Raw genomic sequence first — 23,452 nt, forward strand, 5'->3', positions numbered from 1 at the left:
CCTATAATTAAATTGTTTTTAGTTTACCACACTACACTTCGTTATTGTTTCCATCATAAAAAACTTCCCGTGGTTTTGAACCACGAGCTTCCGAAATATATCCTGAAGCCTCAAGTTGATCCATAATGGTTGCTGCTCGGTTGTATCCAATTGAAAACATTCTCTGTAATTTAGATGTTGAGATAGTTTCCTCATCCGCTAAGAATTCAAGTACATCATCCATTAATTCGTCTTCGCTATCCAACTCTTCACTTTGGACTTTCAACTCATTAGGATTGAAAGCATATTGTGGCGCAGCCTGTGCTCGGACAAAATCAGTAATGTCATCGATTTCTTCATCAATAAAGGCCCCTTGTAGACGAACCGGATTACTCTTTCCATTTCCAAGGAACAGCATATCTCCTCTTCCTAAGAGTCGCTCTGCCCCTGAATGATCCAAGATTGTTCTTGAATCGACTTGACTAGATACCATAAACGCTACCCTTGTTGGAATGTTATTTTTAATCAATCCGGTTACTACGTCCACGCTAGGTCGCTGGGTTGCAATCAATAAATGAATCCCAGCTGCTCGTGCTTTTTGCGTAATTCGTACAATGTAATCCTGTACTTCTGAAGAAGAAACCATCATTAAATCAGCTAATTCATCAATAATAACTACAATGTACGGCATCTTATTGGCGTAATCTTGGGCCTTTTCGGCCTTTTTATTATATTGCTCAATATTGCGAGCACCTGCAGCCGCCAGTCTTTCATAACGCTCATCCATCTCTTTGGTAACCCATTTTAAAGAAGCCGATGCGGCCTTAGGATCTGAAATAACTGGAGCAAGCAAATGTGGCAGTCCATTGTATGGCGCTAACTCAACCGTCTTGGGATCAATTAATAGTAGTTTCAACTCTTGGGGAGTCGCTTTGTATAACAACGACACCAAAACGCTGTTAATAAAAACACTTTTACCAGAACCAGTGGCACCAGCAATCAGACCATGCGGCATCTTGCGAAGATCATAAGTTTGAGGTTGACCAAACAAATCAACTCCCAAAGCCACGGTTAATGGTGACTCACTTGCTTTAAACTTATCTGAACTAATAATTTCACTTAAAGGCACTGGTCGAGGATGCAAATTAGGTACTTCAATCCCCACGGTATTTTTACCAGGAATTGGAGCCTCAATTCGAATATCCTTAGCCGCTAACTGCAGCTTTAAATCATCCGTTAGATTCGTGATTTTATTGACTTTAACTCCTCGACCGAGTTCAATTTCAAATTGAGTTACCGTTGGACCCACAGTCCAATTTACAACCTCAGCATCAACATCAAACGCTAATAAGGCATCATTCAATCTTTGAATTTGATCATTAACCCACTCGTCCGTATTATCAGTGTCAATTACTGGATTAGGTAATAAATTCAAACTTGGAAATTGATACCCGAATTCATTAGTTTCACTTCGTTCAAATGGCTGCCTTGGATTTTCTTCCAGCGGTTGCTCTTCAAAGTGATTATTATTTTCAATTGGGACAGCTTTTTCAACCATCGTTTTCGGTACGTTTTTTTCTATCACCGGTGTAATATTTTCATCAAGTTCATGATGACTTTTCTCAAGCTGGTGTCGATGCTTAATTTCATGCATAACCTTTGCTGGACGTTTCGGTGCCTCATATTTTGTACGGGGCATTCTAAAACGAGGCTGTCGATGCTCAGTTTTCTCTACCACTTGTTTAGTTGGTTCAGGTGTATCTTTAGCCAACGTTGGTTGGATGGGATCTACCGCCTGCGATAATTTTGCTTGGGAAATGGTCTCTGGAACCTGTTTACGCCGTTTAATAGCAGGGGTAAAATCCTCATTTTTTAACTTCGAAGTTTGGTCTTCTTGAATATTTAAACTTGGATTATTAAAATCTACGCCTTTTTTTCGAAAAAAAGCAGGCCCATCATATTTAACCATCTAAATCCCTTCTTTAATCAAAGATATGATTACCTTTTTCAAAATCAAATGCTTCACCTACAACGAAATCATCTGGTAAAATTAATGCTCCCTTCTTCTGAGGTGCATTATTTAAATGCAATTCTCTTCCAGAGGAAATCATTCCATTACTTTCAACGCCACGAAGTTCGCCTGGCCAAATAATCATTCCATCTGGCATGATTGCTCCCACCTTAGCTACTACTACCTTGATATTGTCGGTCATATTAGGTGAACCACTAACGATTTGCAAAGTTTCACCATTGTCCACCTCAGTTTCAGTGATTAACAAATGATCTGAATCTGGATGTGGTTTAGTTGATTTCACGTAACCCATGACAAATTTTGGACGTTCATCTGCTACTAATTCAGCTTCAAAACCATTAGCAGATAATGTGGCATTAAGTTGCTTTACTTGTTCTTGAGTCAAAGTAATGGGACCCTTACCATTGATTTCAAAAATTTCGCTAACATTTAAGAAATTAAAACCGGTGGTTTCATTTGTTTTAGCATCGGCAATTCGAACTACGGAGCCTTTTTGTTCAATTTTTGCTTCCTCAGCATCTGGACGAATCATCGTAATTAGGATATCTCCCATGGTTTCTTTATTATAACTAGCAATTAACATTATTTTCTCCTTAAAATATATACTTTTTAATTCTCAAAACCTTCTTACTAATGTTAGAATTAGTAGAAAAGGAAGTGGTTTCATGTCATCTAAATCATCTGCATTACTCGGTTTAACGCTTACCGCAATCGGAACTTTTGCACTGGGTTCATTAGTTACATATCAAATCAAGGAACACCGTAAAGTAAGACCACAATCTGCCTTAGCTCGGGTACGACGTTCTTTTGAAGACGATGGCCCCATTGAGGGCGCTTGGATTGAATCAAAGCCGTCTCCTCTTAATCGTTATGGCCTTAAAGCTTCAGTTTATTATGGTGGAATCACCAAGTACGAAAACAATGAACTTATTCAGTACGAATTTATCGCAGATGCCTATACTGGTACCATTATCGATATTTATCGTCGATAATAGCAAACTAATAGAGAGTCTGAGGAAAAATCCTCAGACTCTTTTTATTTTTCACTTTAGAAATGTGCTTTTAATTTGTAAATTGGTTGGCCTTTAGCACTGAATTTATGTTCATATTCAGTTTCAACGTTATCTTCGTTTTCTTCACTATTGTGTAAGTCTAACCAAACGCCTTCAAAAGTCATTCCATAGTTATTAAGGCTGTAAAGTGAATATTCGAATAATCCTTGATTATCCGTTTTAAATTCAACTTCCCCATTTTTAACTAAAATTTGTTCATAAACTTTCAAGAAAGTCTTAAAGGTTAACCGGCGTTTTTCATGACGTGTTTTAGGCCATGGGTCTGAAAAGTTAAGAAAAACTTTGGAAACCTCACCATCTTCAAAATAATCCGTAAGTTCAGCGCCATCAGCATATAAGAATTGCAAATTGGGAATTTCTTCCTCCAAAGCATTTTTTAAAGCAATGGCAATTACAGTTTTTTGAATTTCAATTCCAATAAAATTGTATTGAGGATATTTTTTGGCCATATTAATAATGAATTGACCCTTACCCGTTCCTACTTCAATAAAAATTGGTTGTTCTTTTTCAAACCGCTGGTTCCATTGACCCTTGAACGCTTGGCCCTTTTCAACAATCTTTTCTGGATGAGCCTCGATTAACTCCGGTGCCCATGGTTTATTTCTAACTCGCATAATTACCTCTTAAATTTAATTTAATTTTTTTATATAACGTGGTATGAACCACTTGAGTAAAATCACTGCAACAATCCCCTGTGTTACCACCGATGCAACTAAAAAGTTCCATGATAAGTTACTTATCAGTCCAATTAATGTTAAAAATATCGCGCTTATAAGTATGATTCTTTTCATAACAGATAACAAGTCTTTTTCTGCTGCATCTGGGCTAACAGGATAGATCTTAATAAATACATTTTCGTGAACGGGACGATAAATGTCTATCATTTGGATAACCATTAAATAGATTGTTAGTCCACCAACAATTACCTTTAATGGAATCTGTTGACTATAACCTTCAATAACCATCCCTAATAGTAATAGACGTAACATCAAACTCCCTTGATTACCGCTCCGAATCATTATTCTAGGATATAAATAAGTAAACAAGGTTGGTTTCCCAGATAAAATATGAACCAAGCCATCCGCATATTTTCGACGTTTAACTTCTGCACTAACCTGCTTGACGTTGGTAAACAAGCTGAAGAAATGATACAAGCGCTGCATTCGACTATTCTCTAAGTCAATTGCATGATTCCAGTTAAACCGCTTAGTTTTGAAAACCTGATTCAAAAGTACAACTCTAAAAATCAAATTAATCGCCATTAATATTAATCCACCCATCGGACTAAACCAAACACCTAGTCCTACAGCAATCAACATCACTACCAAATGAAACCACATTTGTGAAAGGCTGGTATCAAAGTATAGAGTTTGATATTTTCTCAAGACATTTGCCATACTTCCCAAGAAAATAGTAACCGTAATGGCTACCGCCGCTTCAACATGGTGATATTCCAATGCTAATAATGGAAATAAAATAATATTACCAATCAAAGTTGGCAATACCACTGAGATTAATGATCTTTTGACCGATTTCCCTAAATATTGATGAATATCTTTTTCTTTAGGAACCAAGAAAACTTTATCCGGCAGCTTTAGTAGGAGGACAGGGTTACCTAGTAAAGTTAGCAAAACGCCTCCAATTAAAACTAAAGGTTTGATATACCAGGTTCCTGGATGGATTTCTTTTAACCAATTCGAATATGCTAAACCAATTCCACCACCGAAAAATAGCAACGCTAAAATCAGATGATCATTCAATACATATTTTAAATATCGCATGATCATTTTTTGATATTGCTTAGTTCGACTGTTCCATAACTCATTCATCGCGCTCACCCTTAGCAATTGTTAAATAAATATCATTTAAACTAGAGTTCGGTAAATTAAATTGTTTCTGAAAGTCAGCTAACGTTCCAACCGCTTTTAATTCACCTTCATTTAAGAGAGCAAAGCGATCACAATACTTTTCAGCAGTGTCTAAGACATGCGTAGACATTAGAATGGAAGCTCCTTGTTGCTTTTTTTCATTAATCACCTTTAAAAGGTCATCAATTGCTAGCGGATCCAACCCTAGAAAAGGTTCATCGACTACAAATAATTCTGCGTCAGTAATAAAGGCACAAACAATCATCACCTTTTGACGCATCCCCTTTGAAAAATTAGCTGGGAACCAGTCTAGCTTATTCTCTAATCGAAAGGTTTTTAAAAGTTTATGAGCTTGCTGCCATGCTTTTTCTGAATTCATTTCGTAAGCCTTAATCGTTAGTTCAATATGTTCCTTCAACGTCAATTCATCATATAAAATAGGTAATTCCGGAATATACGCAAGCTTGGTTTTATATTGAGTAGGATTCTGTTCCAAATCAATTTCATCTAAAATAATTTTACCCTTCATAGGACGCATTAATCCAATGACATGATTGATTGTAGTTGATTTTCCTGCTCCATTTAGACCAATCAATCCTAGTAATTCACCATTTTTAACTTCAAAATTAATATCTTTTATGACTGGCGTTTGTGTGTAACCGCCCGTTAAGTGCTCAATTGATAGTGTCAAATTTAAATCCCCAATCGTCTAAAAAAGATTTTGAAAATCTCCATAAATTATAACATATCGGTCTTTAACCATATTGCTATGATGATACATTCCCTCCTTTTTAATGTATAATTAATTATAAATTGGAGGTAGAAATAATGGATGAAAATTGTGTATTTTGTAAAATAATTACTGGCGATATTCCTAGTTATACTGTATATGAAGATGACGTGGTTAAAGCATTTCTTGATATTTCTCAAGTAACACCTGGACATACTTTGGTGGTACCTAAAAAACATGTTCCCGATCTTTTTGCCTATGATTCCCAGCTGGCAGCAGACGTCTTCTCCAGAATTCCTAAGATTGCGACGGCCATCAAGGCTAGCAATCCTGACATTAAAGCCATGAATGTGGTTAATAATAACGGCGAATTAGCCTATCAGAGTGTCTTCCACTCTCACTTCCATTTGATTCCACGTTATACCAAGGATGATGGTTTCAGCATGACCTTTACTGATAACACCGATAAATACAGTTCTGAGGAACTTCAAAAAATCCAAAAACAGATTACTGATCGTTTAGGTGATTAATTATGGCAAAAAAAACTAAGAAGCATTCATGGTTAAAGTGGTCCATCGGAACTTGGGCTGGTTTTAAAGGTGTCGAATATCTTCTTAACCATCCCCATTTCATCCGTGATTTTAAAATATCGATGAAGGAATACTTTACCAATTTAAGTGAATTTGTTGACTCACTTCAAAGTTTAAAGGCTAACTCGGCTCAACTCCAAGTTGAATTAAAAAAAGCCGAGCGAACGGTTAACCAAATTACTAAATCGGTGGATCGCTTTGAATATAAACTCGACCCTCGCATTGAAAAAATTAATGAACTAAAAAAACACATAAATAGCGAAATTGATCATTTACAAGACCAAATCTTGGATAAAAAAAGAAAATGATTAAAACTTTTTCTAAAGATTAAAGTTGTTTTATTATCATCCATTTAGGTATGGTATGATAGGTTTTGTATTTAACAAATTAAATTGTTAGGATGTGTAGATTGTAATGAAAAAAGTTTTAATTGGTTTTGCCAGTATTGCAATGGCATTTACCTTAGCAGCGTGTGGAAATAAGACGGTTGCTACAACATCGGGTGGTAAAATCACTCAAGACGAATACTACAGCAGCTTGAAGAACACCACTAGTGGTAAGCAAGTTCTTCAAGAAATGATCGTCAACAAAGTTTTAGAAAAACAATATGGTGATAAAGTTTCTAAAAAGACGGTTACTAAGCAATACAACTCATACAAGGATCAATATGGATCATCATTTAAGAGCATCCTTTCATCTAATGGTATGACAACTTCTTCTTTGAAGACTCAGATTCGTTCTAACCTGCTATTGAAAGAAGCCGTTAAAGCTAACGATAAGATTTCAAATGCAGACCTTAAGAAAGAATGGAAATCTTATGAACCAAAGGTTACAGTGGCTCAGATTTTAGTTTCTAAGAAATCAACTGCTGAAGATGTTATCAAGAAGCTTAACGATGGTGGAGATTTCACTAAACTTGCTAAGCAATATTCAACTGATTCTTCAACTAAGAATAAGGGTGGTAAAATTGCTGCCTTTGATGACACAAACTCAACACTGGACTCTTCTTTCAAGAAAGCTGCATTCAAGCTTGATGAAGGTAAATATACAACTACACCAGTTAAAACTGAATATGGTTACCAAGTGATTAAGATGATTAACAAACCATCTAAGGGTAAGATGTCTGACCATACTAAAGAACTTAAAGAACGTATCTGGAATGCAGATATGAGCGATAGCACAACCTTACGTAGTGTAATCACTAAAGTTCTTAAGAAGGGTAACGTAACTATTAAGGACAAAGACCTTAAGAATGTTCTTGACGATTACCTTGGTAGCTCTGCTAGCTCAAGTACTAAATAATGCTAAATAAAAAAGATGAACGATTTCTCGTTCATCTTTTTTATTTGCTTTCTGGTTTATAAAAATTACGTCCATCCATACCAAAAATTCGTTCACTGAAAGCTCCAGGTTGTGTATTTTTCAAAGCTCCAGATACCATTTGAATTTCAGCATCAAGTTCGTCCAATGCGTGTAAAATAACTGCTTCCAGCATGTGCGGTTCAACTGGTGAACCATATTCTTTCAAACCATGATGAGCAACAATCATATGTCTTAATACCACCATTGATTCAGAACTCGGATCAATTTTTAAATCCTTAGCTGCTTCCACAATTTCCTCGTCGACAATGACAATGTGCCCTAACAAATTGCCTTCAACCGTATACTGAGTTGCAATGGGCCCTGATAATTCAATCGTTTTACCTAGATCATGCAGGATGGCTCCCGCAATTAATAAAGATTGATCTACTTGTTCATATTGAGCAGCAACCGACTTAGCTAAATTAACAATTGAAAGTGTGTGGAAAGCCAAACCACCCTCAAAAGCATGATGGTTAGTTTTAGCTGCTGGAAAACTGAAAAATTCGCGGTCATACTTCTTCAATAAATATCTAACCACTCGATTCCAATCTGGATTGTTGATTTCAAACATCAATTGTGTAAATTCTTCTCGCAATTTTTCAGCTGAAACCGGTCCTTTTTCAGTATAAGCAGTAGGATCGTTTGGTTCCTCATCGGTAGCTAAACGCATCGCCATAATCTTTACTTGTGGAGCATTCTTATAAGTTTCTCTTTTTCCTCTTAGAAGAACTACTCGCCCAGGTTGGAAATTTTTAAAATCTTCTTCCTTAGCATCCCAGTAATTTCCGTGAATGTCTCCAGATCGATCTTGAAACTTCATCGAAATAAAATCTTTTCCAGCTTTGGTCACCCGCTTTTCCGCAGATTTGATTAAGACAAATAATTCCATTTCTTCATCATTTTGAAATTCGGTTATTTTTTTCGTCAAAATATCTCCCCCTTTTATTTTTCATTTAAATTAATAATTTTTTGGTCATCAATTAAGTCGTAAACTTCTTTCTTGGCAGAAAAATAAATAACTTGAGTTTGTTCTGCAATTTTGTTTAATAAACTAAAGGCTTGTCGTAAACGAACATCATCGAACGCTACAAAAGCATCGTCAATGATAATTGGTAATCTTACCGTATCCGCAAAAGCTTGCATAAAGGCAAACCGAATTGAAATATAAAGTTGTTCCATTGTACCTTTCGACAGCTCACCAATTTCAAATACGTTTCCAGCTTCATCCGTTACATTAATCATATCATCTTTATCAAATTCGATTTTTTGGTAGCGTTGATTAGTTATCTGTCTAAAGTACTCATTTGCCTTATCAAGGATCACCGGTAAACGTCCCTTAGTTGCCACCCCTAGTGTTTGATCGACCCATTCAGCACCTAGCTGTAAAGTTAACCATTCTGAAACCAAATCTTTAATTTCAGTTTCTTGTTCTGATAGTAACTGTTGTTCAGCTAGGATGTCTACCCTACTCTTAAGGCCCGTAAGTTCACCTAGTTGATTAGCACGTTGGTCTAAAATATCTTGCTCAGCTTGTTTAAACTCGGCTAGCTTTTGTTCCTGTTCGTTTTGAAGTTGCTGCAATTTTGTTAAATCTGCATATTGTTGTAGTTGGTCAAAAAACTTAACTTGGTTAGATTCTAATAAAGTATTTAATCTTAAATTTAAATGTTGGGCTGATCTAACTTGCTTAAGCCAATCATCAAAATCAGCATTAATTTCAGGTCCATTAAGCTGTTTAAATTGAATTCGCAATTTATCTAACTCAGCGCGCCGTTCTGCCACACTCTTATTAAGTAATTGACGCTGTTGGCTGATACTTTGTTGCTTTCGATCTTGCTCAACCATTCCATTTACCTGATCGATCAGAGTTTGTAGAGCTTCTTTTCGATGTTCATCCACTGGGAGAATTCCATCGCTGAATTCCCAAAAAGTGCCAAGCTGTTCTTCGATTTGGGTTAAGTGTCCCTTTAATTCGCTCATTTCACTAACCAAATGCTGATAGTTCAATAAGTTAGATTGTAATGCTACCCAATCTTCCACTGGAAATGCGTTAAAGCTTGTTTTATCACCAATTTGCTTGATTGCAGTTTTAATTTGCTCAGCTTCGGTTTCATCCCGCTTCAAAACATCTTCTAAATTCTCTTCATTAGGTGTAACGTTGTCTGCTGATTTAGCATGGGTTAAACCATATCCACCACCAATAATTATTGCTAGCAAGATCAACTTAAATAACCAGTTTAATGGGATTAAAAAATCAATTACGACCAGTACCGCGGCTGCGCCAATTACTATATTGGAATTAGAATTCGTATGCGTTGAACGACTTCCCGTAGTTTCTAACATTTGTGTTTTAAGTTGATTAATATCCGCATTCTTACGTTTCTGCTTTAACAATAAGTCCTTTAATTCAACAAATTGACCTTCTGGCATGGGTTTAAGGTTACCAAGGTCAACTTGATACTGCGCTTGAATTTCTTCAAGTTGTTGGTTCAATCGATTGAATCTATGTTTCAAGTCCTCTAACTGACCATAATTCAATTTTACTTCTGGGAGCTTACTTTGTAGTTCGTCTAATTTAGTTATATCAATTACATTGTTTTTCTCATTTGGTAAATCCTCTAGCTGACTTTGTAAATTACGAAGTTCATTCTGATTTTCACGTATCTGGTTGGCTAAAACTTCCAACTGATTCAAATCTAAATTCAAGTATGCTTCGGGGATATCTTGCAGCTTTTGCTTTAAATCCAATGTTTCTGAATATGTAGGCCACGTATTAATCAAATTATTGGTTTCAGTAATTTTAGTATTTAATTTTGCAATCTCCGACCGAACTTGCTGCAACTTTTGTTGACTGGCTTCTTCTAAGTCTTTCGTTACCTGATAATCTGGTAGTTTGGCCTTATCAGCTTGAAGCTGATCAACAGCTTCTTTATATTGCTTGATTTTAAGATCTAGGTCTCGTTTTCGAGAACTGGCAGTATGAAGCTTATCCGCTTCCTTTTTTAAGTCGTTTTCGAGCTTAATCCACTCATCACTTCCGACTGCGCCCATTCGCAGAATATGTCTTCGTAAATCATCCCGGTTGCCTAAATCATTGAAGTCGTCCAAATCACTCTGGTTAAATCCCAGCAACCGTTCGTAAGCATTTTGGTCAATGGGGCCAAGCATCTCTGTTAAAAATTCTGGATTCATTTCGAGTCCATCATCCATATTTTTAACATTTACTTTCCCACCATTTTTACCTTTAATTCGCTCGATTTGGTAAGTTTTTCCTTGATATTCTACTACCAAATTGCCACCGTACCCTGCTGCACCTTGTGCTTTTTTAGGTACATATTGTAAATACTTATGATTACCACGACCACCAGCAAAACCAAATAGAATACTATAAATAAATTGTCTTAGCGTTGATTTACCAGCTTCATTCAAACCATAAAAAACTTGCAAATCTTGTTTCAAATCGAAAATAACGTTATTCCATTTTCCAAATCCATAAATCTCAATCTTATTAATTTTCATCGCGTTCGTCTCCAAGAGCATTCCGTTGTTTCAACATTAGTTCAACTTGGTCTTTCAACGGGTTAAGTTCTAAATCATTTCCATAGGTTTCTGCTATAAAATCAAGTTCCATTAACCTGCCGAGCTTTTCTTGAACTTTTTTTTCGTTAAAAACATTGGCGGTCGCTTTTTCCCAGTATGCTTGGTCTAATTCTGAAAAAATCCGAATATTATTATTAACCTTCAAAGAAATTCGATAAACCCAAAATACCTCTTGGTCTAACTGTTTTTGAATTTGAGTTAAAACAATTCCGCTGGTAAGTTCATCTAAAATTTCTGGTGTTAAAACATTACTATTCTGTAGGTTAATATTAACTAATTTAAGTTGTTGCGCTGCTAAAGGTTCGACCGCTTGAATGATCGCTGAAATAATTTGTTGTAAATCCATCCCTTTTTGCGCTTGAACTGCTACATTAGTCCATTCTACAACATCGGTTCTTAAGAATTGGACGTCAGTTTGCTTTTGTTGGTTAATGGTAACTAGACTTATCCCACGGGGTCCAGGTTCATTAATATGACGTCCCTGAGTATTTCCCGCATAGGCAATGACCGGCATATCATTTAAAGTTTGTCGCTTATGAATATGCCCTAATGCCCAATAGTCATAGTTTTTAGCTAACAATTGTGAAATTGTAAAAGGTGCGTAGTGGGCTTCGCTCGATTTTAGACCGTCCATACTTCCATGCAACATTCCAATTTGAAAATCAGCTTGATTACTTTTACTAGGATATTCCTCAATCCGAGCATTAATTTCTGCGCGTTTATTATAACTAAAGCCTGTTATATCCACCGTTGAGCCATCTACCAATGTTATTTGTTTGGTTTCAACTTCTTCTCCAAAAATACTTACATTATCCGGAAAAATTGCTCCAGGTATTTTAGCATTAAGATAATCATGATTTCCATAACTTAGAAATACTGGGATATTTGCAGCATTTAAAATTTCTAGTTGATCGATGGCAAGGTTTAAAGTTTCCAAATCCGGTTCCGGATTATCAAATAAATCCCCCGCAATGCAGACAAAGTCCACTGTATTTTCAATGGCTACCTGAACCAAGTTTTTCATGGCCACTCCGGTCGAACTAACCACGCGTTTACGGATGTTAGCCGGAATATTTTTTAATCCTTGAAACGGACTCCCTAAATGGATATCAGCCGCATGAATAAATTTCATATTTTTCCTCTACTTTCCCAGAAACTAAAAAATGGGACTGCGACATTTTTTGTCTTACAGTCCCAATTTTTTATAGCACAGCGTCATAACAAAAAGATTGTCACGTGCAATTAATTAGTTTTTGTATAATTCTTGGATTGGTTTAACGATGATTTGACTAACATCGCTAAATAATTGGTTCATATTACGTTCTTTATCCATTAAATCCTTAATCAAATCTACTTTTTCAATTTGATCTGCAATTTCATGAACATTTTTGATTTCTTCTTCGGTTAGTTCTTCACCGTTCATTTGTTTTTGTTGAAGATTACTCTGAACATCCTGAAATTTGCTATACAACGCACTAGCATGTTCATCTTTTCGTACTTCAGCAAAAGCTTCTTGCAAGCTCTTATACTCACTTGTTTGGCGAATTTCTTGTTCCATTTGGTTTGCAGTATCATAAATGTTTACAGCCATAGTACGCCTCCTCTGAAATTAACATCTTAATTATATCATTTAGGCCTTGTTTTTAATATAAAAATCAATTCCCGGTAATGAACTTTTTAGCTTCGTTGAAGAATTCTCCCGCTTTCTCTTTGACCCCACTAGCTCCTCGAGAAATACTATCTGTGATGGAAGAAGTTCCGTCTTCAATATTATCCCAAACATTTGAGGTAACATTGTTTCCACTATTAGCTAGAGTAGAAGCTGATTTAACGTCAAATGAAGTACCTTTTGTATTTGGTAAAATGGCACTCATTTCACTCTTGAACATACTATTCATGCCGACTCCCGTAATATTTTCCAGATGATGGGTCTTGTTTGTGTCATCAAACCCTTCCCAAGTAGCAACTACAACATCCTTTGTATATCCTACCATCCATTTGTCACGGGTTGCATCTGATGAACTAGTTCCTGTATCTGCTTCAGTACTACCTGTTTTACCAGCAATTGTATAACCAGAAGGTTCTGCCCCATAACCTGTGCCAGAACTGTCACCATAAACACCTAACATCATACTGGTCATTTCTTTAGCGACCTTTTTTGAAATAACTCGTTTGGATTCCGTGGTGTTATTTACGATCGTATTTCCAGAAGCATCTACAATTTTGCGAATAAATCCAGTCTTCGACAACGTTCCATTATTAGCAAATGCAGTATAAGCAGAAGCTAGTTGAATTGGCGATACACCATTCGTCAATCCACCAAGAGCCATCGCTAGATTCTTATCATCTTTGCTTGGGTTTAAGCCGAATTTCTTGGTGTAATCGTAACCCTTATCTACACCAATTTTATTTAATAACCATACCGCAGGCGCATTTTTACTTTGTTCAAGTGCTTGGTACATCGCAATCTTTCCTGCATATTCGTTATTGTAATTTTCAGGTTTATATTTATTAGTTCCATATGTTTGAAGTTTATCTTCTAACATAGAACTATAACTATATCCACTCGCTAAAGCAGGGGCGTAAACTGCAATAGGTTTTAAGGTTGAGCCAGGTTGGCGTTTAATCTGGGTAGCTCGGTTATAGCCTCTAAAGACATGATTACCACGACCACCAACTACCGCTTCTACACCACCGTTTTTGGCATTTACTGCAACAGATGCAGCCTGTACTTTAGTACCATCTGTAGCATCAACCGGAAAATTAGCGGAATTGTCAAAAGTATCTTGCATACCTTGCTGACTATCCTGATCCAGATACGTATAAATTTTATACCCGCGATTCATAATATCCGACTCCGTCAATCCGTACTTGCTAATGGCTTCATCGATTACTGCATCAAAGTAGTATGGATACTTATAACCGTCCTCACTATTGTAATTATCACTGGTTGAGATAGCTGTTTGAGCATAGGATTTGGCGTCAGCCTTGGATATCTTACCGGTTTCTGCCATCAAACTTAAAACTACATTACGGCGTGAAAAGGCATTTTTTGGATGATCGATCGGATTATAGCCACTCGGATTAGTCAGCATCCCTGCCAAAGTTGCCGCTTGGGGAACCGATAGTTCCGAAGCACTGACCCCGAAATACCTCTCAGCAGCATCCTGTACTCCCCAAACTCCATTTCCAAAATAGGCGTTATTCAAGTACATTGCTAAGATATCTTTTTTTGAATAAACATTTTCAACTTCAATTGATAAAAATAACTCTTTAGCCTTTCTAGTAAAAGTCTGTTGCTGTGATAGAAAGGCATTTTTTACTAATTGTTGGGTTAAAGTACTTCCCCCACCAGATATATAATCTCGACCAAGTAATTTATTGATCCCGTACATCACAAACGCTCTACCGATTCCCTTAATTGAAAAACCATATTCTTTATAGAAGTTTCGGTCTTCCGTCGCAATGACGGCATTTTGAACGTTAGGTGAGATATTATCTAGATTTGTCCAGGTTCCTTTTTGAGAATATAGACTTCCAGCTTTAGCATTATTTTTGTCATAAACTAAAGTAGGCTGGGATAAAGCTGCTTTTAAATTTTTTACATTAGCAGTCTTCGCTTGATAAGTTAAAATCGCACTTGAGAAAAATACAACTGCTAAAACCACTACAATAATCCATCGCGTAAGCTGATATCTGTGCCAATACTTATGGATGAACGGGTGAATTTTATCCCACACGGGTTTTAAAAATGCACCAATCTTTTGTAAGAATGCTTTAATCGCACTCCCTATTTTTTTCATATTCATACATTTACCTCGTTGCTGATTACGATACTTTAATAGTTTATCATATCAATGTTATTCTACCGAGGTTGATTGCCCTTTTTAACTTCGTCTTAATAACCTATTTTATTCTAAAAATGATTTTAACTTCTGATGCAAAGCTTCGGCCGCTTCAGCATCTGCGCTAAATATCACCAGTGTATCATACCCGGCTAATGTTCCCTTAACTCCATCAATTTCTGCGTCATCGATTACCGCTGCTACCCGACTACCGTCATTTGGATCAGTTTGGATAATATTAATAAATTGTACTTGTGTAATACCATTTACACTTTCCTTAAAAATATCGCGAACGGGTCCACTATTATATTCAACTTGTTCTTCTGCATTTAAAACTCGATAAGCGACCTCACCTGTAATATCTGTTTTTTTAACTAGATGTAACTCTTTAATATCTCTAGATAACGTTGCTTGCGTGGTTTTAATACCAATTTCTGCTAGTGCATCAATTAATTCTAGTTGAGTTGCAATATTTTTTTTAGAAATTAAATTTAATATTTTTTTCTGACGTAATTCTTTTTTCATATCTTCACGCTCCGCTCAATATTTATATAAACGAAATTATTTTATTATTATACAGCACTTTCTTTTCTTCTTTCATTGCTTTAATTACCGATCCGGCAGTTTCACTCGTAGTGGCACTCAAAACCGCCAAATCTTTCAAAAATATTTTAAAAGGTACCTTCTTAACAGTACCATGCGTCTGCGCATAGTCTTCATTTAAATAATCTAATACCTGACGCACCCGTTGAGCTGCGCTAGAACACGTTGTTTTTTCTAATAGTTTTTCTGAACGGTGAAGGTGGTGCTCCATCCGTCTCATAAATGCCATCGTAAAAGCGTAATGATGAACAATAATTTTACGCATCTCTTTGATGGGTAAAATGTAAACTTCTGAGGTACACATTGCAACTGCATTATAGCAATAATTTCGGCCTTGCAAGATCCCTCGCAGTGGAAAAACCATCTGCGGAACGATATATGAGACAGAAGTCATGTCCCCTTCTAGATTCATCGAAAACAATTTAACGTGTCCCTCCTTCATCAAAAATACATATTCAAATTCATCCTCTTGATCAAAAATCCACTGTCCTTGGCGAATTTTTTTCTTTCTGATCACCTGACTCAATCGTGTAATTTCCGAACTAGGTAAGTTAGCAAAATCTGATTGTCCTTCTAAGAAACTCTTAACCTCTAACTCCAACTGATTATTTATCATGCTTAAATTCCTCCAAATAAGTTTGATTTTGATGATGTAAACAGTCTAACGGAATCAAAAACAGAATTTAATATGTAATTTTTAGTCCAAATCGTGTAGTTTAGGTCCAAAAAGGTGTAATTCATTTGTAAAGCGCTATCTTGATTAAAATTATGAGTATTTTATGAGAAAATAAAAAACCGGTCCAAAAAACATCATTTTGAACGCGGTCCTCATTTATAAATTACGAAATATTCACTTTTTTATTTTAAAATTAGTTCAGTTATTACATTTCGTCAGGAGCTTTTACTCCTAATAGGCGTAAGGATTCTTCTAGTACAATACTTACACTCTTAACCAATGCTAAACGAGCTGTTTTTTCTTCATCGTCAGCCAAAATTTTAGAGTTAGCATAGTATTTGTTAAAGGCCTTTGCTAAACCTAGGGCGTACTTAGCAATTACCGAAGGTTCATATTGAGCAGCTGCTCGCTTCACAATATTAGGGAAATCTTGAAGAGCTTTCAAGGTATCCCAAGCTTTAGGATCCGTAATATTTAATTGAGCGAATTCTTCGACGTTACCAGCTTTTCTCAAAATACTTTCAGCACGAGCTCGACTATATTGAACGTAAGGTCCTGTTTCCCCTTCAAAACGAACAACATCTTCTAGATTGAAATCAAATGAGTTGGTTCTTTCATTCTTAAGATCATGGAAGATTACCGCACCGACACCGACTTCTTTAGCTACAGTATCTGCATTAGCCAAATCCGGGTTCTTATCGTTAATTTGTTTTTTAGCCAAACTAACTGCATCATTTAAAACTTCATCCAGCAATACAACTCGACCTGAACGAGTTGAAAGCTTTTTACCATTCAAGGTAATTAAACCAAATGGAATATGATGTACATCATCCGACCAATCGAAGCCCATTTCCTTTAAAACAGCCTTTAGTTGCTTGAAATGGTTAGTTTGTTCAGCACCAACAACATACAATGATTGGTTAAAATCATAAGTCCGGTAACGATACAAAGCAGCAGCTAAATCACGAGTAATGTAAAGGGTTGCTCCATCCGTCTTCTTAATTAATGCTGGATTTAAATTGTACTTCTCTAAATCAACTACTTGAGCTCCTTGGCTTTCTTTAAGCAGACCCTTGTCTTCAAGAATTTGGACAATTTCATCCATCTTATCGTTGTAGAAAGCTTCACCCTTATATGAATCAAATGTAATTCCTAGTTTGTCATAAATTTGCTTAAACGATTTTAGCGATTCTTCACGGAACCATTGCCAAAGGTTCATGGCTTCTTCATCACCATCTTCAAGCTTCTTAAACCAGTCTCGAGCAATGTCGTCTAGTTCTGGTTTTTCTTGGTCTTCTTTATGGAAACGAACATAGTATTCAAGTAACTTGTTAATTGGATCTGCTTTAACTTCCTCTTCGCTACCCCAAAGCTTGTAGGCTGTGATCAACTTACCAAATTGAGTTCCCCAGTCTCCAAGATGGTTAATCTTAATTGGATTGTACCCATTTTTACTCATAATTAATGACAATGAGTTACCAATTACTGTTGACCGTAAATGTCCCATTGAGATTGGTTTAGCAATGTTAGGAGATGACATATCAATTGGAACATTTCCTTGATTACCATCGTCATTTTGACCATATTCAGCTTTTTGACTTAAAACTGTACCTAAAACTTCTGCTCCAAAAGCAGTCTTGTCAAGGAAGAAATTAATATATGGTCCAGCAACTTCAACCTTTTCAAATTGATCTTGGTCAATCTTTTCAACCAATTCACTCGCAATCATTTGTGGTGCTTTGCGCAATACCTTAGCTAAGGTAAAGGTTGGAAAGGCGTAATCACCCATCTTACTTTCCTTAGGAATTTCAATTTTTTCGTAAATTTCTGTATCAGTAAGATACTCGTTTAGTGCAGGTGCTAAAGCGGCAGCAACTTTCTTCTTATAATCCATTTTTTCCTCCATTCTGCGAAATAAAAAACGCCCCTTACATTCGTAAAAATGTAAGAGACGAGATTTCCCGCGGTACCACTCTAATTGATTAAATAATCCACTTATTTATTAAATTAATATCCATAAGGTCACGCCTTCAACTTTACCTTATATCTGACTCACACCAACTCAGACTCGCTTAGATAAGATTAAAGCCTACTACTACCCTACTAATTACCGATTCATTATATCAGACTCTTCTATGAAGTTCCACTACTTAATTATAATTGTTCTAGTGCATTAAATTCAGCATCTGAAAGTGTAATGTAAGCTGCTTGGATATTACTTTCAAAATGTTGAATGTTAGATGTTCCTGGAATTGGCAAAATCACATCTGATTTTTGCAACAACCACGCTAATGCAATTTGGCTTGGCGTAGCAAGATGATTATTGGCAATTTGAGATAAAATCCCATGTTCTTCTTGAGCTAATCTACCAGTCGCCAGTGGGAACCAAGGAATAAATGCCATGTGGTTTTCTTCTGCATATTGAAGAACATCTTCATCATCACGCTCAATTAAATTGTAGCGATTTTGGACGGATGCAATTTTAGCAACAGCTTGAGCTCGTTTGATTTGTTCTACGGTTACTTGACTTAAGCCGATATGACGAATTTTACCTTCTTTTTGCATATCTGCTAAAACACCAACTTGTTCTTCAATTGGAAAACGAGGATCAACTCGATGCAACTGCATTAAGTCGATACTATCAAGCCCAAGTGTACGTAAATTTAACTCTACTTGTTGTCTTAAATAATCTGGATCACCCACTACAGACCATTGATTAGGGCCTGGACGCGTGAAACCAACTTTACTAGCAATTAGCTTATGCGGTCCTTGATAATCCTTTAGAGCCGCTTTTATATATAAATTAGCGTAAAAAGGCCCGTATGAGTCTGCTGTATCAATAAAATTAACATCGCTATTTAAAACTGCTTTTACCACCGCGACTGCATTTTCTTCATCCGTACTTGGTCCCCAAACTCCTGTACCAGGTAATTGCATCGCTCCAAAACCTAAACGATTTACTTCTAGTTCGCTATCAAATTCAAATGTTTGCTTAGTCATTTTAGTCCTCCGAAATGTTTACTACCCTCTATTATAACTGGTTTTTTGAAAAAAATTTTGAAAATTTCATTTGTATATAAAAAATTTATTTTCTTTTCGTCAAATCCGAATCTTATTTTTGGAAAATGTTCCTAACATAAAAAACGCCACTATCAACTTTATATCTCTATACTTATACATAGATAAAATTTAGAAAGTAGGACTACTTATGACTCCCAAATTAATTGCTATTGATGTAGATGATACCCTGTTAAATTCAAATATCGCGCTATTACCATCCACCAAAGATATCATTGCTAAGTGTCTTCAAAATCACCTTAAAGTCGTGCTTTGTTCAGGGCGTCCCCTCGCCGGTGTAAAGCCTTTCTTAAATGAATTGGGTATTACCGCAGACGACCAATACGTCATCACTTATAACGGTTCTGTAATCGAATCTGTGACTGGTGAAGTAATTGCAAGTCATGAACTTTCCAACTCAGTTTATCGAGCAACGTGATATTTTCTCGAAAATATCACGTTGCTTATAACGTACTGGATCGTGACAGCAATATCTACACCAGTAACCTTGAAGTCAATCGTTTTACGGTTGTCCAGGCTTGGGAAAATAAAGCTGGCTTATTAATTAAAACTCCTGATCAACTTCCTGCTGATTTTACCATTACTAAGGGCATTTTTGTTGGTGAAACAGCAGAGTTAAATCAAGTAGAAGAAGCTGTTCATACTGCCTTTGATGATCAATGTTATGTGGTTCGAGCAGCCGATAATTTTCTTGAAGTTATGCATAAAAATGTAAATAAAGGGGCGGCTCTCAAAACTCTCTCCGAAAAATTAGGTATTCACCCTGAAGAAATCATTGCATTTGGTGATGAGCAAAACGATATCCCGATGTTTGATTTTGTTGGTACGGCCGTTGCCATGGAGAATGGTTCCGATTTAGCCAAATCTCATGCTGATATGATTACCAGTTCTAATGACGCTGATGGCATTAAAAACGCCCTCGAAAAATTAATTTTTAAATAAAATTAACACGGTTTATTTTTTCGATAGTGTTATAATGCAGGTGAGCAATTATATTTAACTAGAAAGGATTGATCGCTATGATTACAAGTACTGGTGATTTAAAAAAAAGGATTAACGCAAAGACTCCTAAAATTATTGTCTCAAAAGCCCTACTCTCCAAAAATAAATCTAACGACGCGAATGCGCCTTGGGTTGACGTGGGGTTTGCTGGATTAGCGGGCATCATCAGTACTGCATCCCTTTTCTTGATGTCCTTTCTATCTCAAAAATGGAAAGCAGCTTACGTTCAAAAGAAACTGTATTACCGATATTCTGCTATTTTAGAAGATGAGGATACAGTTACTTTCAATCTTAAAAAATAACTTATAATAAAAACCCTGCTATCTTTAGTTGATAGTAGGGTTTCTTGTTTAAATAAATCTATTTTGTTTTTCAGTGAAGCGAATGACGGGAATCGAACCCGCGACACAAGCTTGGGAAGCTTGAATTTTACCACTAAACTACATTCGCATATGAGTTAATTTTAGTTCAAAAAAATTGAATTGTAAAGTTGAATCATAAAAAAAGAGAAACCCAACTCCGCCACGAGTTGGATTTCCCTTTCTCATTCTCTAACATAAAATTAAAAATTTCAGTCCTAATCTAACTTATTCTGATTTCGCCGTGCAATAACCGGTAAAATCAATCCTAAAATAATTAATGCAAATGGTGTAATAATATTAAGCGCTAATTGGAACCACCAGCTAGTTGGATTAGCTGCAAAATCAGCCTTTGGAATAACTCCTAAAATACATGCAAAAGCTGTGAAAATAAAGCACCATAGTCCAAAACCAAAACCAATCTTAGTATTTTTAACAAATACGTAATCAGATTTATAATTATTAATTTGTTTCATCAATAACATGTAGGCCACAAATACCCAAAGGTACCGCATTGGCATAACAATTGAGTTTAAATTCATTAACCAATTATACAAATCATTCATTCCGCCGATTCCTAAGGCCGGCACAATAATAATAATTGAAACTAAAATTGCAGTTAATTTGTAACCATTATAAGCAATTCCTTTAGCATTTTTTCTAGTAAGAAATGCTGGCACATAATTACTATCCGCATCATTTAACAAAATTCGTAGTGGTGCATCGATCGAAATCGCTAAAGCTGCCGAATTAGCCAAGATATTAGCAAAGGCGTAAATCCAAGTTAATGTATTGCCAACGTGGAATTGATTACCCAAAATTTGGAAAGCCGTATAAGAACCATTGGCCATCAAGTCATTAGGAATATGTTGTGCATCAAAAATCATTCCCATCGCAAAAGAACCTAAAATTGCTGATATAGCCACCATGATTGCCAACAAAATCATTCCCAACGGAAATTCTTTAGCTGGATTTCTGGTTTTGTTAACGTATGGTGAAATTTTTTCTGCACCACCAACCGCAAAAACTAGCATTGAAATCGTTGTAAAGTAATTAAAATTAAATTTTGGCATATATGTACTAAATTGATCCATGTGAGCTGTGGCAATAGCTGAATGCGTGATAAATGGCGCTGAAATTCCTAAAATAATGAATAAAATTGACATGATAAACATCGCAATTCCAGCAATACTCCCAATTCGGTTCAGAGTTGTCACTCCTTTGGAAGCCATCCAAACAAATGCTAAAAAGATTATCAAACTTAATCCTTGAACAACATAAGATGGAGTTTGATTAACAAAGCTACCGTTATTTTTGAACATCCAACTAAAACCAATCAAAATAGTTTGTGGCTTTTGGGCTAAGTATGGCACATGGACCACCCAGTATGTCCAAGCCGCAAAATAAGCAAGCCGGCTATTGGAAAGTTCCTTCATCCATGACGATACACCCCCCTCAGCTTCTCTAAAGGTAGAACCTAATTGACCTACCATCAAGGTATACGGAATAAAATATAATAGCATTATTAATATCCATGAAACAATAACAACTAAACCTTGATTAGCAAAATTATTTACAACGTTGTTAAGACCCCAAACTGCTGTAAATGAAATCAGTGCGATATTAAACCATCTAAAGCTTCGATTATCTTTCGAATTTTCCATTAACGTCTCCCCCTAACGTAAAGTAAGCGATATCATATAGATTTATGTTTTTAGTATATATCTTCCACTCCAATTTAAAAAGTTTAACGTAATAAAAAAACGATTAATCATATCGATTAATCGTTTAATCTTTAATTTGCTCTTACTGTCATACTACGATCCACTCGTGATCGTCCGGTTGCATAATCAAATTGAACCCCTGGTTGTACATTCCAAACAAAAACGTTAAAATTTAACGATCCATCTGTTGAAATAGCTTCCGCATGGTAGCCAGTTGGCATTAATCCATTTCCTTTAAAAACAGTCGAAACGCGGTAAATAACCTTTTTATTCTTAGCTAATGCATCCCGTACCCGTTCCTCAAAAATTTGCATAGTCTGCTGATTACTGTATGCTGTTTGAGTAGCTAGATTTTTGGGGTTATCTAATGATCCTAATTCATGAGCATTGAAATTCCCATTTTGATCAAATTTACCAGTAATTGAATATGCTAGTAAATGGCCTCGGTTCTGAATTTCAGTTGTTTTACCGTTAATGGTTAAACGTTTTTGATGCCAACCAGTTGGATTCCAAGTCTGACTGGTTCTGGTATTCGACTTAACTAAGTTTACACGACTTAGATATCCCGTTGCTTGTGTCGTCCGATTCAAACGATCTAAATTACCGTAAATAATTTGGTTTTTCTTCCAATCTGCGGGATTAAGGGTACTTTTATTATTGTTAACGTAAATATAAGCTGTTCCACCGGATTTAAAAGTTTGTTGAGATAATTGAGTATCCTCGACACTTTTAACCGATTTAGTCGTTTGTGGGATCCCCTGACTAGTCAGATTAGAAACAAACTGATGAATATCATTTCCTTTGAAAAAAGTTCCTAAAATGGCAATTACTAAAACAAGCCAAATACTAGTAGACTGCTTATTTTTTCTTCTTCGTTTACTCATCTCTTCCTCCAAGTTAATCATAGTAAAAAGTTGGGACAAACTGGTTT

21 protein-coding genes, 1 tRNA gene and 1 pseudogene are annotated in these 23,452 nt (G+C 36.0%); 6 read left to right on the forward strand and 17 right to left on the reverse strand.

Annotated features, from left to right (window positions below; all coding sequences use genetic code 11):
• Window positions 1–31: 31 nt before the first annotated feature.
• Window positions 32–1,948 carry a DNA translocase FtsK gene (locus HFC68_RS02290; protein WP_167399620.1) on the reverse strand — a complete coding sequence of 639 codons (1,917 nt, stop codon included), beginning with the start codon at window positions 1,946–1,948 and terminating at the stop codon, window positions 32–34.
• Between the two features lie 13 nt (window positions 1,949–1,961).
• Window positions 1,962–2,594, reverse strand: coding sequence for a YtpR family tRNA-binding protein (ytpR, locus tag HFC68_RS02295; RefSeq protein ID WP_167399621.1), 633 nt, complete (start codon window positions 2,592–2,594; stop codon window positions 1,962–1,964).
• An 82-nt stretch (window positions 2,595–2,676) separates the two neighbouring features.
• Here ytpR and HFC68_RS02300 point away from each other — a divergent pair, with 82 nt between their 5' ends.
• On the forward strand, window positions 2,677–3,003 hold the full coding sequence (locus HFC68_RS02300; protein WP_011673203.1) for a PepSY domain-containing protein: 327 nt from the start codon (window positions 2,677–2,679) through the stop codon (window positions 3,001–3,003).
• A 56-nt stretch (window positions 3,004–3,059) separates the two neighbouring features.
• Here HFC68_RS02300 and trmB read toward each other — a convergent pair whose 3' ends face one another.
• The 3 genes from trmB to HFC68_RS02315 are packed head-to-tail and all read right to left on the reverse strand — an operon-like array spanning window position 3,060 to window position 5,643.
• The gene (gene trmB, locus HFC68_RS02305) at window positions 3,060–3,698 is read right to left on the reverse strand and encodes a tRNA (guanosine(46)-N7)-methyltransferase TrmB (protein ID WP_011673202.1); all 639 of its coding nucleotides are present in this window, start codon (window positions 3,696–3,698) and stop codon (window positions 3,060–3,062) included.
• A gap of 15 nt (window positions 3,699–3,713) precedes the next feature.
• The gene (locus HFC68_RS02310) at window positions 3,714–4,913 is read right to left on the reverse strand and encodes an ABC transporter permease (protein ID WP_167399622.1); all 1,200 of its coding nucleotides are present in this window, start codon (window positions 4,911–4,913) and stop codon (window positions 3,714–3,716) included.
• Window positions 4,906–5,643 carry an ABC transporter ATP-binding protein gene (locus HFC68_RS02315; RefSeq protein ID WP_002833779.1) on the reverse strand — a complete coding sequence of 246 codons (738 nt, stop codon included), beginning with the start codon at window positions 5,641–5,643 and terminating at the stop codon, window positions 4,906–4,908. Before HFC68_RS02315 ends, HFC68_RS02310 begins: the two co-directional genes overlap by 8 nt.
• Window positions 5,644–5,780: 137 nt before the next feature.
• On the opposite strand from HFC68_RS02315, the gene HFC68_RS02320 reads away from it, so the two are divergent.
• The 3 genes from HFC68_RS02320 (at window position 5,781) to HFC68_RS02330 (ending at window position 7,574) form a co-directional block, all read left to right on the forward strand.
• On the forward strand, window positions 5,781–6,212 hold the full coding sequence (locus HFC68_RS02320) for an HIT family protein (protein ID WP_023440240.1): 432 nt from the start codon (window positions 5,781–5,783) through the stop codon (window positions 6,210–6,212).
• A gap of 2 nt (window positions 6,213–6,214) precedes the next feature.
• A complete protein-coding gene (locus tag HFC68_RS02325; protein WP_002833777.1) occupies window positions 6,215–6,580 on the forward strand; it encodes a hypothetical protein in 366 nt (121 codons plus the stop codon).
• A gap of 106 nt (window positions 6,581–6,686) precedes the next feature.
• Window positions 6,687–7,574, forward strand: coding sequence for a peptidylprolyl isomerase PrsA (locus HFC68_RS02330; protein ID WP_002833776.1), 888 nt, complete (start codon window positions 6,687–6,689; stop codon window positions 7,572–7,574).
• Window positions 7,575–7,614: 40 nt separating this feature from the next.
• Here HFC68_RS02330 and HFC68_RS02335 read toward each other — a convergent pair whose 3' ends face one another.
• The 9 genes from HFC68_RS02335 to HFC68_RS02375 form a co-directional block, all read right to left on the reverse strand.
• Window positions 7,615–8,562: a 3'-5' exoribonuclease YhaM family protein gene (locus tag HFC68_RS02335; RefSeq protein WP_029257856.1), complete on the reverse strand. Its 948-nt coding sequence runs from the start codon at window positions 8,560–8,562 to the stop codon at window positions 7,615–7,617.
• Window positions 8,563–8,576: 14 nt separating this feature from the next.
• Window positions 8,577–11,153 carry an AAA family ATPase gene (locus HFC68_RS02340; RefSeq protein WP_167399623.1) on the reverse strand — a complete coding sequence of 859 codons (2,577 nt, stop codon included), beginning with the start codon at window positions 11,151–11,153 and terminating at the stop codon, window positions 8,577–8,579.
• Window positions 11,143–12,366 (reverse strand): DNA repair exonuclease, encoded by a 1,224-nt coding sequence (locus tag HFC68_RS02345; protein ID WP_167399624.1) that lies wholly within the window; start codon window positions 12,364–12,366, stop codon window positions 11,143–11,145. Before HFC68_RS02345 ends, HFC68_RS02340 begins: the two co-directional genes overlap by 11 nt.
• Window positions 12,367–12,480: 114 nt before the next feature.
• Window positions 12,481–12,825: a YlbF family regulator gene (locus tag HFC68_RS02350; RefSeq protein WP_002833772.1), complete on the reverse strand. Its 345-nt coding sequence runs from the start codon at window positions 12,823–12,825 to the stop codon at window positions 12,481–12,483.
• A gap of 64 nt (window positions 12,826–12,889) precedes the next feature.
• Window positions 12,890–15,037, reverse strand: coding sequence for a PBP1A family penicillin-binding protein (locus HFC68_RS02355; protein WP_167399675.1), 2,148 nt, complete (start codon window positions 15,035–15,037; stop codon window positions 12,890–12,892).
• A 108-nt stretch (window positions 15,038–15,145) separates the two neighbouring features.
• A complete protein-coding gene (locus HFC68_RS02360; RefSeq protein ID WP_002833770.1) occupies window positions 15,146–15,604 on the reverse strand; it encodes an arginine repressor in 459 nt (152 codons plus the stop codon).
• A gap of 22 nt (window positions 15,605–15,626) precedes the next feature.
• Window positions 15,627–16,298 carry a Crp/Fnr family transcriptional regulator gene (locus HFC68_RS02365; RefSeq protein WP_167399625.1) on the reverse strand — a complete coding sequence of 224 codons (672 nt, stop codon included), beginning with the start codon at window positions 16,296–16,298 and terminating at the stop codon, window positions 15,627–15,629.
• 265 nt (window positions 16,299–16,563) lie between these two features.
• A complete protein-coding gene (gene argS, locus HFC68_RS02370; protein ID WP_167399626.1) occupies window positions 16,564–18,252 on the reverse strand; it encodes an arginine--tRNA ligase in 1,689 nt (562 codons plus the stop codon).
• Between the two features lie 260 nt (window positions 18,253–18,512).
• The gene (locus HFC68_RS02375; RefSeq protein WP_061811990.1) at window positions 18,513–19,358 is read right to left on the reverse strand and encodes an aldo/keto reductase; all 846 of its coding nucleotides are present in this window, start codon (window positions 19,356–19,358) and stop codon (window positions 18,513–18,515) included.
• Between the two features lie 208 nt (window positions 19,359–19,566).
• Between HFC68_RS02375 and HFC68_RS02380 the strand changes: the two are divergent.
• A pseudogene (locus HFC68_RS02380) lies at window positions 19,567–20,378 on the forward strand (Cof-type HAD-IIB family hydrolase).
• 77 nt (window positions 20,379–20,455) lie between these two features.
• On the forward strand, window positions 20,456–20,740 hold the full coding sequence (locus HFC68_RS02385) for a hypothetical protein (RefSeq protein WP_002833765.1): 285 nt from the start codon (window positions 20,456–20,458) through the stop codon (window positions 20,738–20,740).
• A gap of 77 nt (window positions 20,741–20,817) precedes the next feature.
• Here the strand turns inward: HFC68_RS02385 and HFC68_RS02390 are convergent.
• From HFC68_RS02390 to HFC68_RS02400, 3 genes are all read right to left on the reverse strand, one after another.
• Window positions 20,818–20,888, reverse strand: a tRNA-Gly gene (locus HFC68_RS02390).
• 127 nt (window positions 20,889–21,015) lie between these two features.
• Window positions 21,016–22,461: an amino acid permease gene (locus HFC68_RS02395; RefSeq protein ID WP_002833764.1), complete on the reverse strand. Its 1,446-nt coding sequence runs from the start codon at window positions 22,459–22,461 to the stop codon at window positions 21,016–21,018.
• A gap of 131 nt (window positions 22,462–22,592) precedes the next feature.
• Window positions 22,593–23,405: a DNA/RNA non-specific endonuclease gene (locus HFC68_RS02400; protein WP_023440229.1), complete on the reverse strand. Its 813-nt coding sequence runs from the start codon at window positions 23,403–23,405 to the stop codon at window positions 22,593–22,595.
• Between the last annotated feature and the right edge of the window lie 47 nt (window positions 23,406–23,452).

Source organism: Pediococcus sp. EKM201D (genome assembly GCF_011800215.1).
Classification (GTDB): domain Bacteria; phylum Bacillota; class Bacilli; order Lactobacillales; family Lactobacillaceae; genus Pediococcus; species Pediococcus pentosaceus.

Coding starts and splice junctions, on each gene's coding strand:
- HFC68_RS02320 (WP_023440240.1), top strand. CDS start 5,781: ATGGATGAAAATTGTGTATTTTGTAAAATAATTACTGGCGATATTCCT.
- trmB (WP_011673202.1), bottom strand. CDS start 3,698: ATGCGAGTTAGAAATAAACCATGGGCACCGGAGTTAATCGAGGCTCAT.
- HFC68_RS02400 (WP_023440229.1), bottom strand. CDS start 23,405: ATGAGTAAACGAAGAAGAAAAAATAAGCAGTCTACTAGTATTTGGCTT.
- HFC68_RS02300 (WP_011673203.1), top strand. CDS start 2,677: ATGTCATCTAAATCATCTGCATTACTCGGTTTAACGCTTACCGCAATC.
- HFC68_RS02360 (WP_002833770.1), bottom strand. CDS start 15,604: ATGAAAAAAGAATTACGTCAGAAAAAAATATTAAATTTAATTTCTAAA.
- ytpR (WP_167399621.1), bottom strand. CDS start 2,594: ATGTTAATTGCTAGTTATAATAAAGAAACCATGGGAGATATCCTAATT.
- HFC68_RS02340 (WP_167399623.1), bottom strand. CDS start 11,153: ATGAAAATTAATAAGATTGAGATTTATGGATTTGGAAAATGGAATAAC.
- HFC68_RS02345 (WP_167399624.1), bottom strand. CDS start 12,366: ATGAAATTTATTCATGCGGCTGATATCCATTTAGGGAGTCCGTTTCAA.
- HFC68_RS02385 (WP_002833765.1), top strand. CDS start 20,456: ATGATTACAAGTACTGGTGATTTAAAAAAAAGGATTAACGCAAAGACT.
- HFC68_RS02290 (WP_167399620.1), bottom strand. CDS start 1,948: ATGGTTAAATATGATGGGCCTGCTTTTTTTCGAAAAAAAGGCGTAGAT.
- HFC68_RS02310 (WP_167399622.1), bottom strand. CDS start 4,913: ATGAATGAGTTATGGAACAGTCGAACTAAGCAATATCAAAAAATGATC.
- HFC68_RS02350 (WP_002833772.1), bottom strand. CDS start 12,825: ATGGCTGTAAACATTTATGATACTGCAAACCAAATGGAACAAGAAATT.
- HFC68_RS02375 (WP_061811990.1), bottom strand. CDS start 19,358: ATGACTAAGCAAACATTTGAATTTGATAGCGAACTAGAAGTAAATCGT.
- HFC68_RS02330 (WP_002833776.1), top strand. CDS start 6,687: ATGAAAAAAGTTTTAATTGGTTTTGCCAGTATTGCAATGGCATTTACC.
- argS (WP_167399626.1), bottom strand. CDS start 18,252: ATGGATTATAAGAAGAAAGTTGCTGCCGCTTTAGCACCTGCACTAAAC.
- HFC68_RS02325 (WP_002833777.1), top strand. CDS start 6,215: ATGGCAAAAAAAACTAAGAAGCATTCATGGTTAAAGTGGTCCATCGGA.
- HFC68_RS02355 (WP_167399675.1), bottom strand. CDS start 15,037: ATGAAAAAAATAGGGAGTGCGATTAAAGCATTCTTACAAAAGATTGGT.
- HFC68_RS02395 (WP_002833764.1), bottom strand. CDS start 22,461: ATGGAAAATTCGAAAGATAATCGAAGCTTTAGATGGTTTAATATCGCA.
- HFC68_RS02365 (WP_167399625.1), bottom strand. CDS start 16,298: ATGATAAATAATCAGTTGGAGTTAGAGGTTAAGAGTTTCTTAGAAGGA.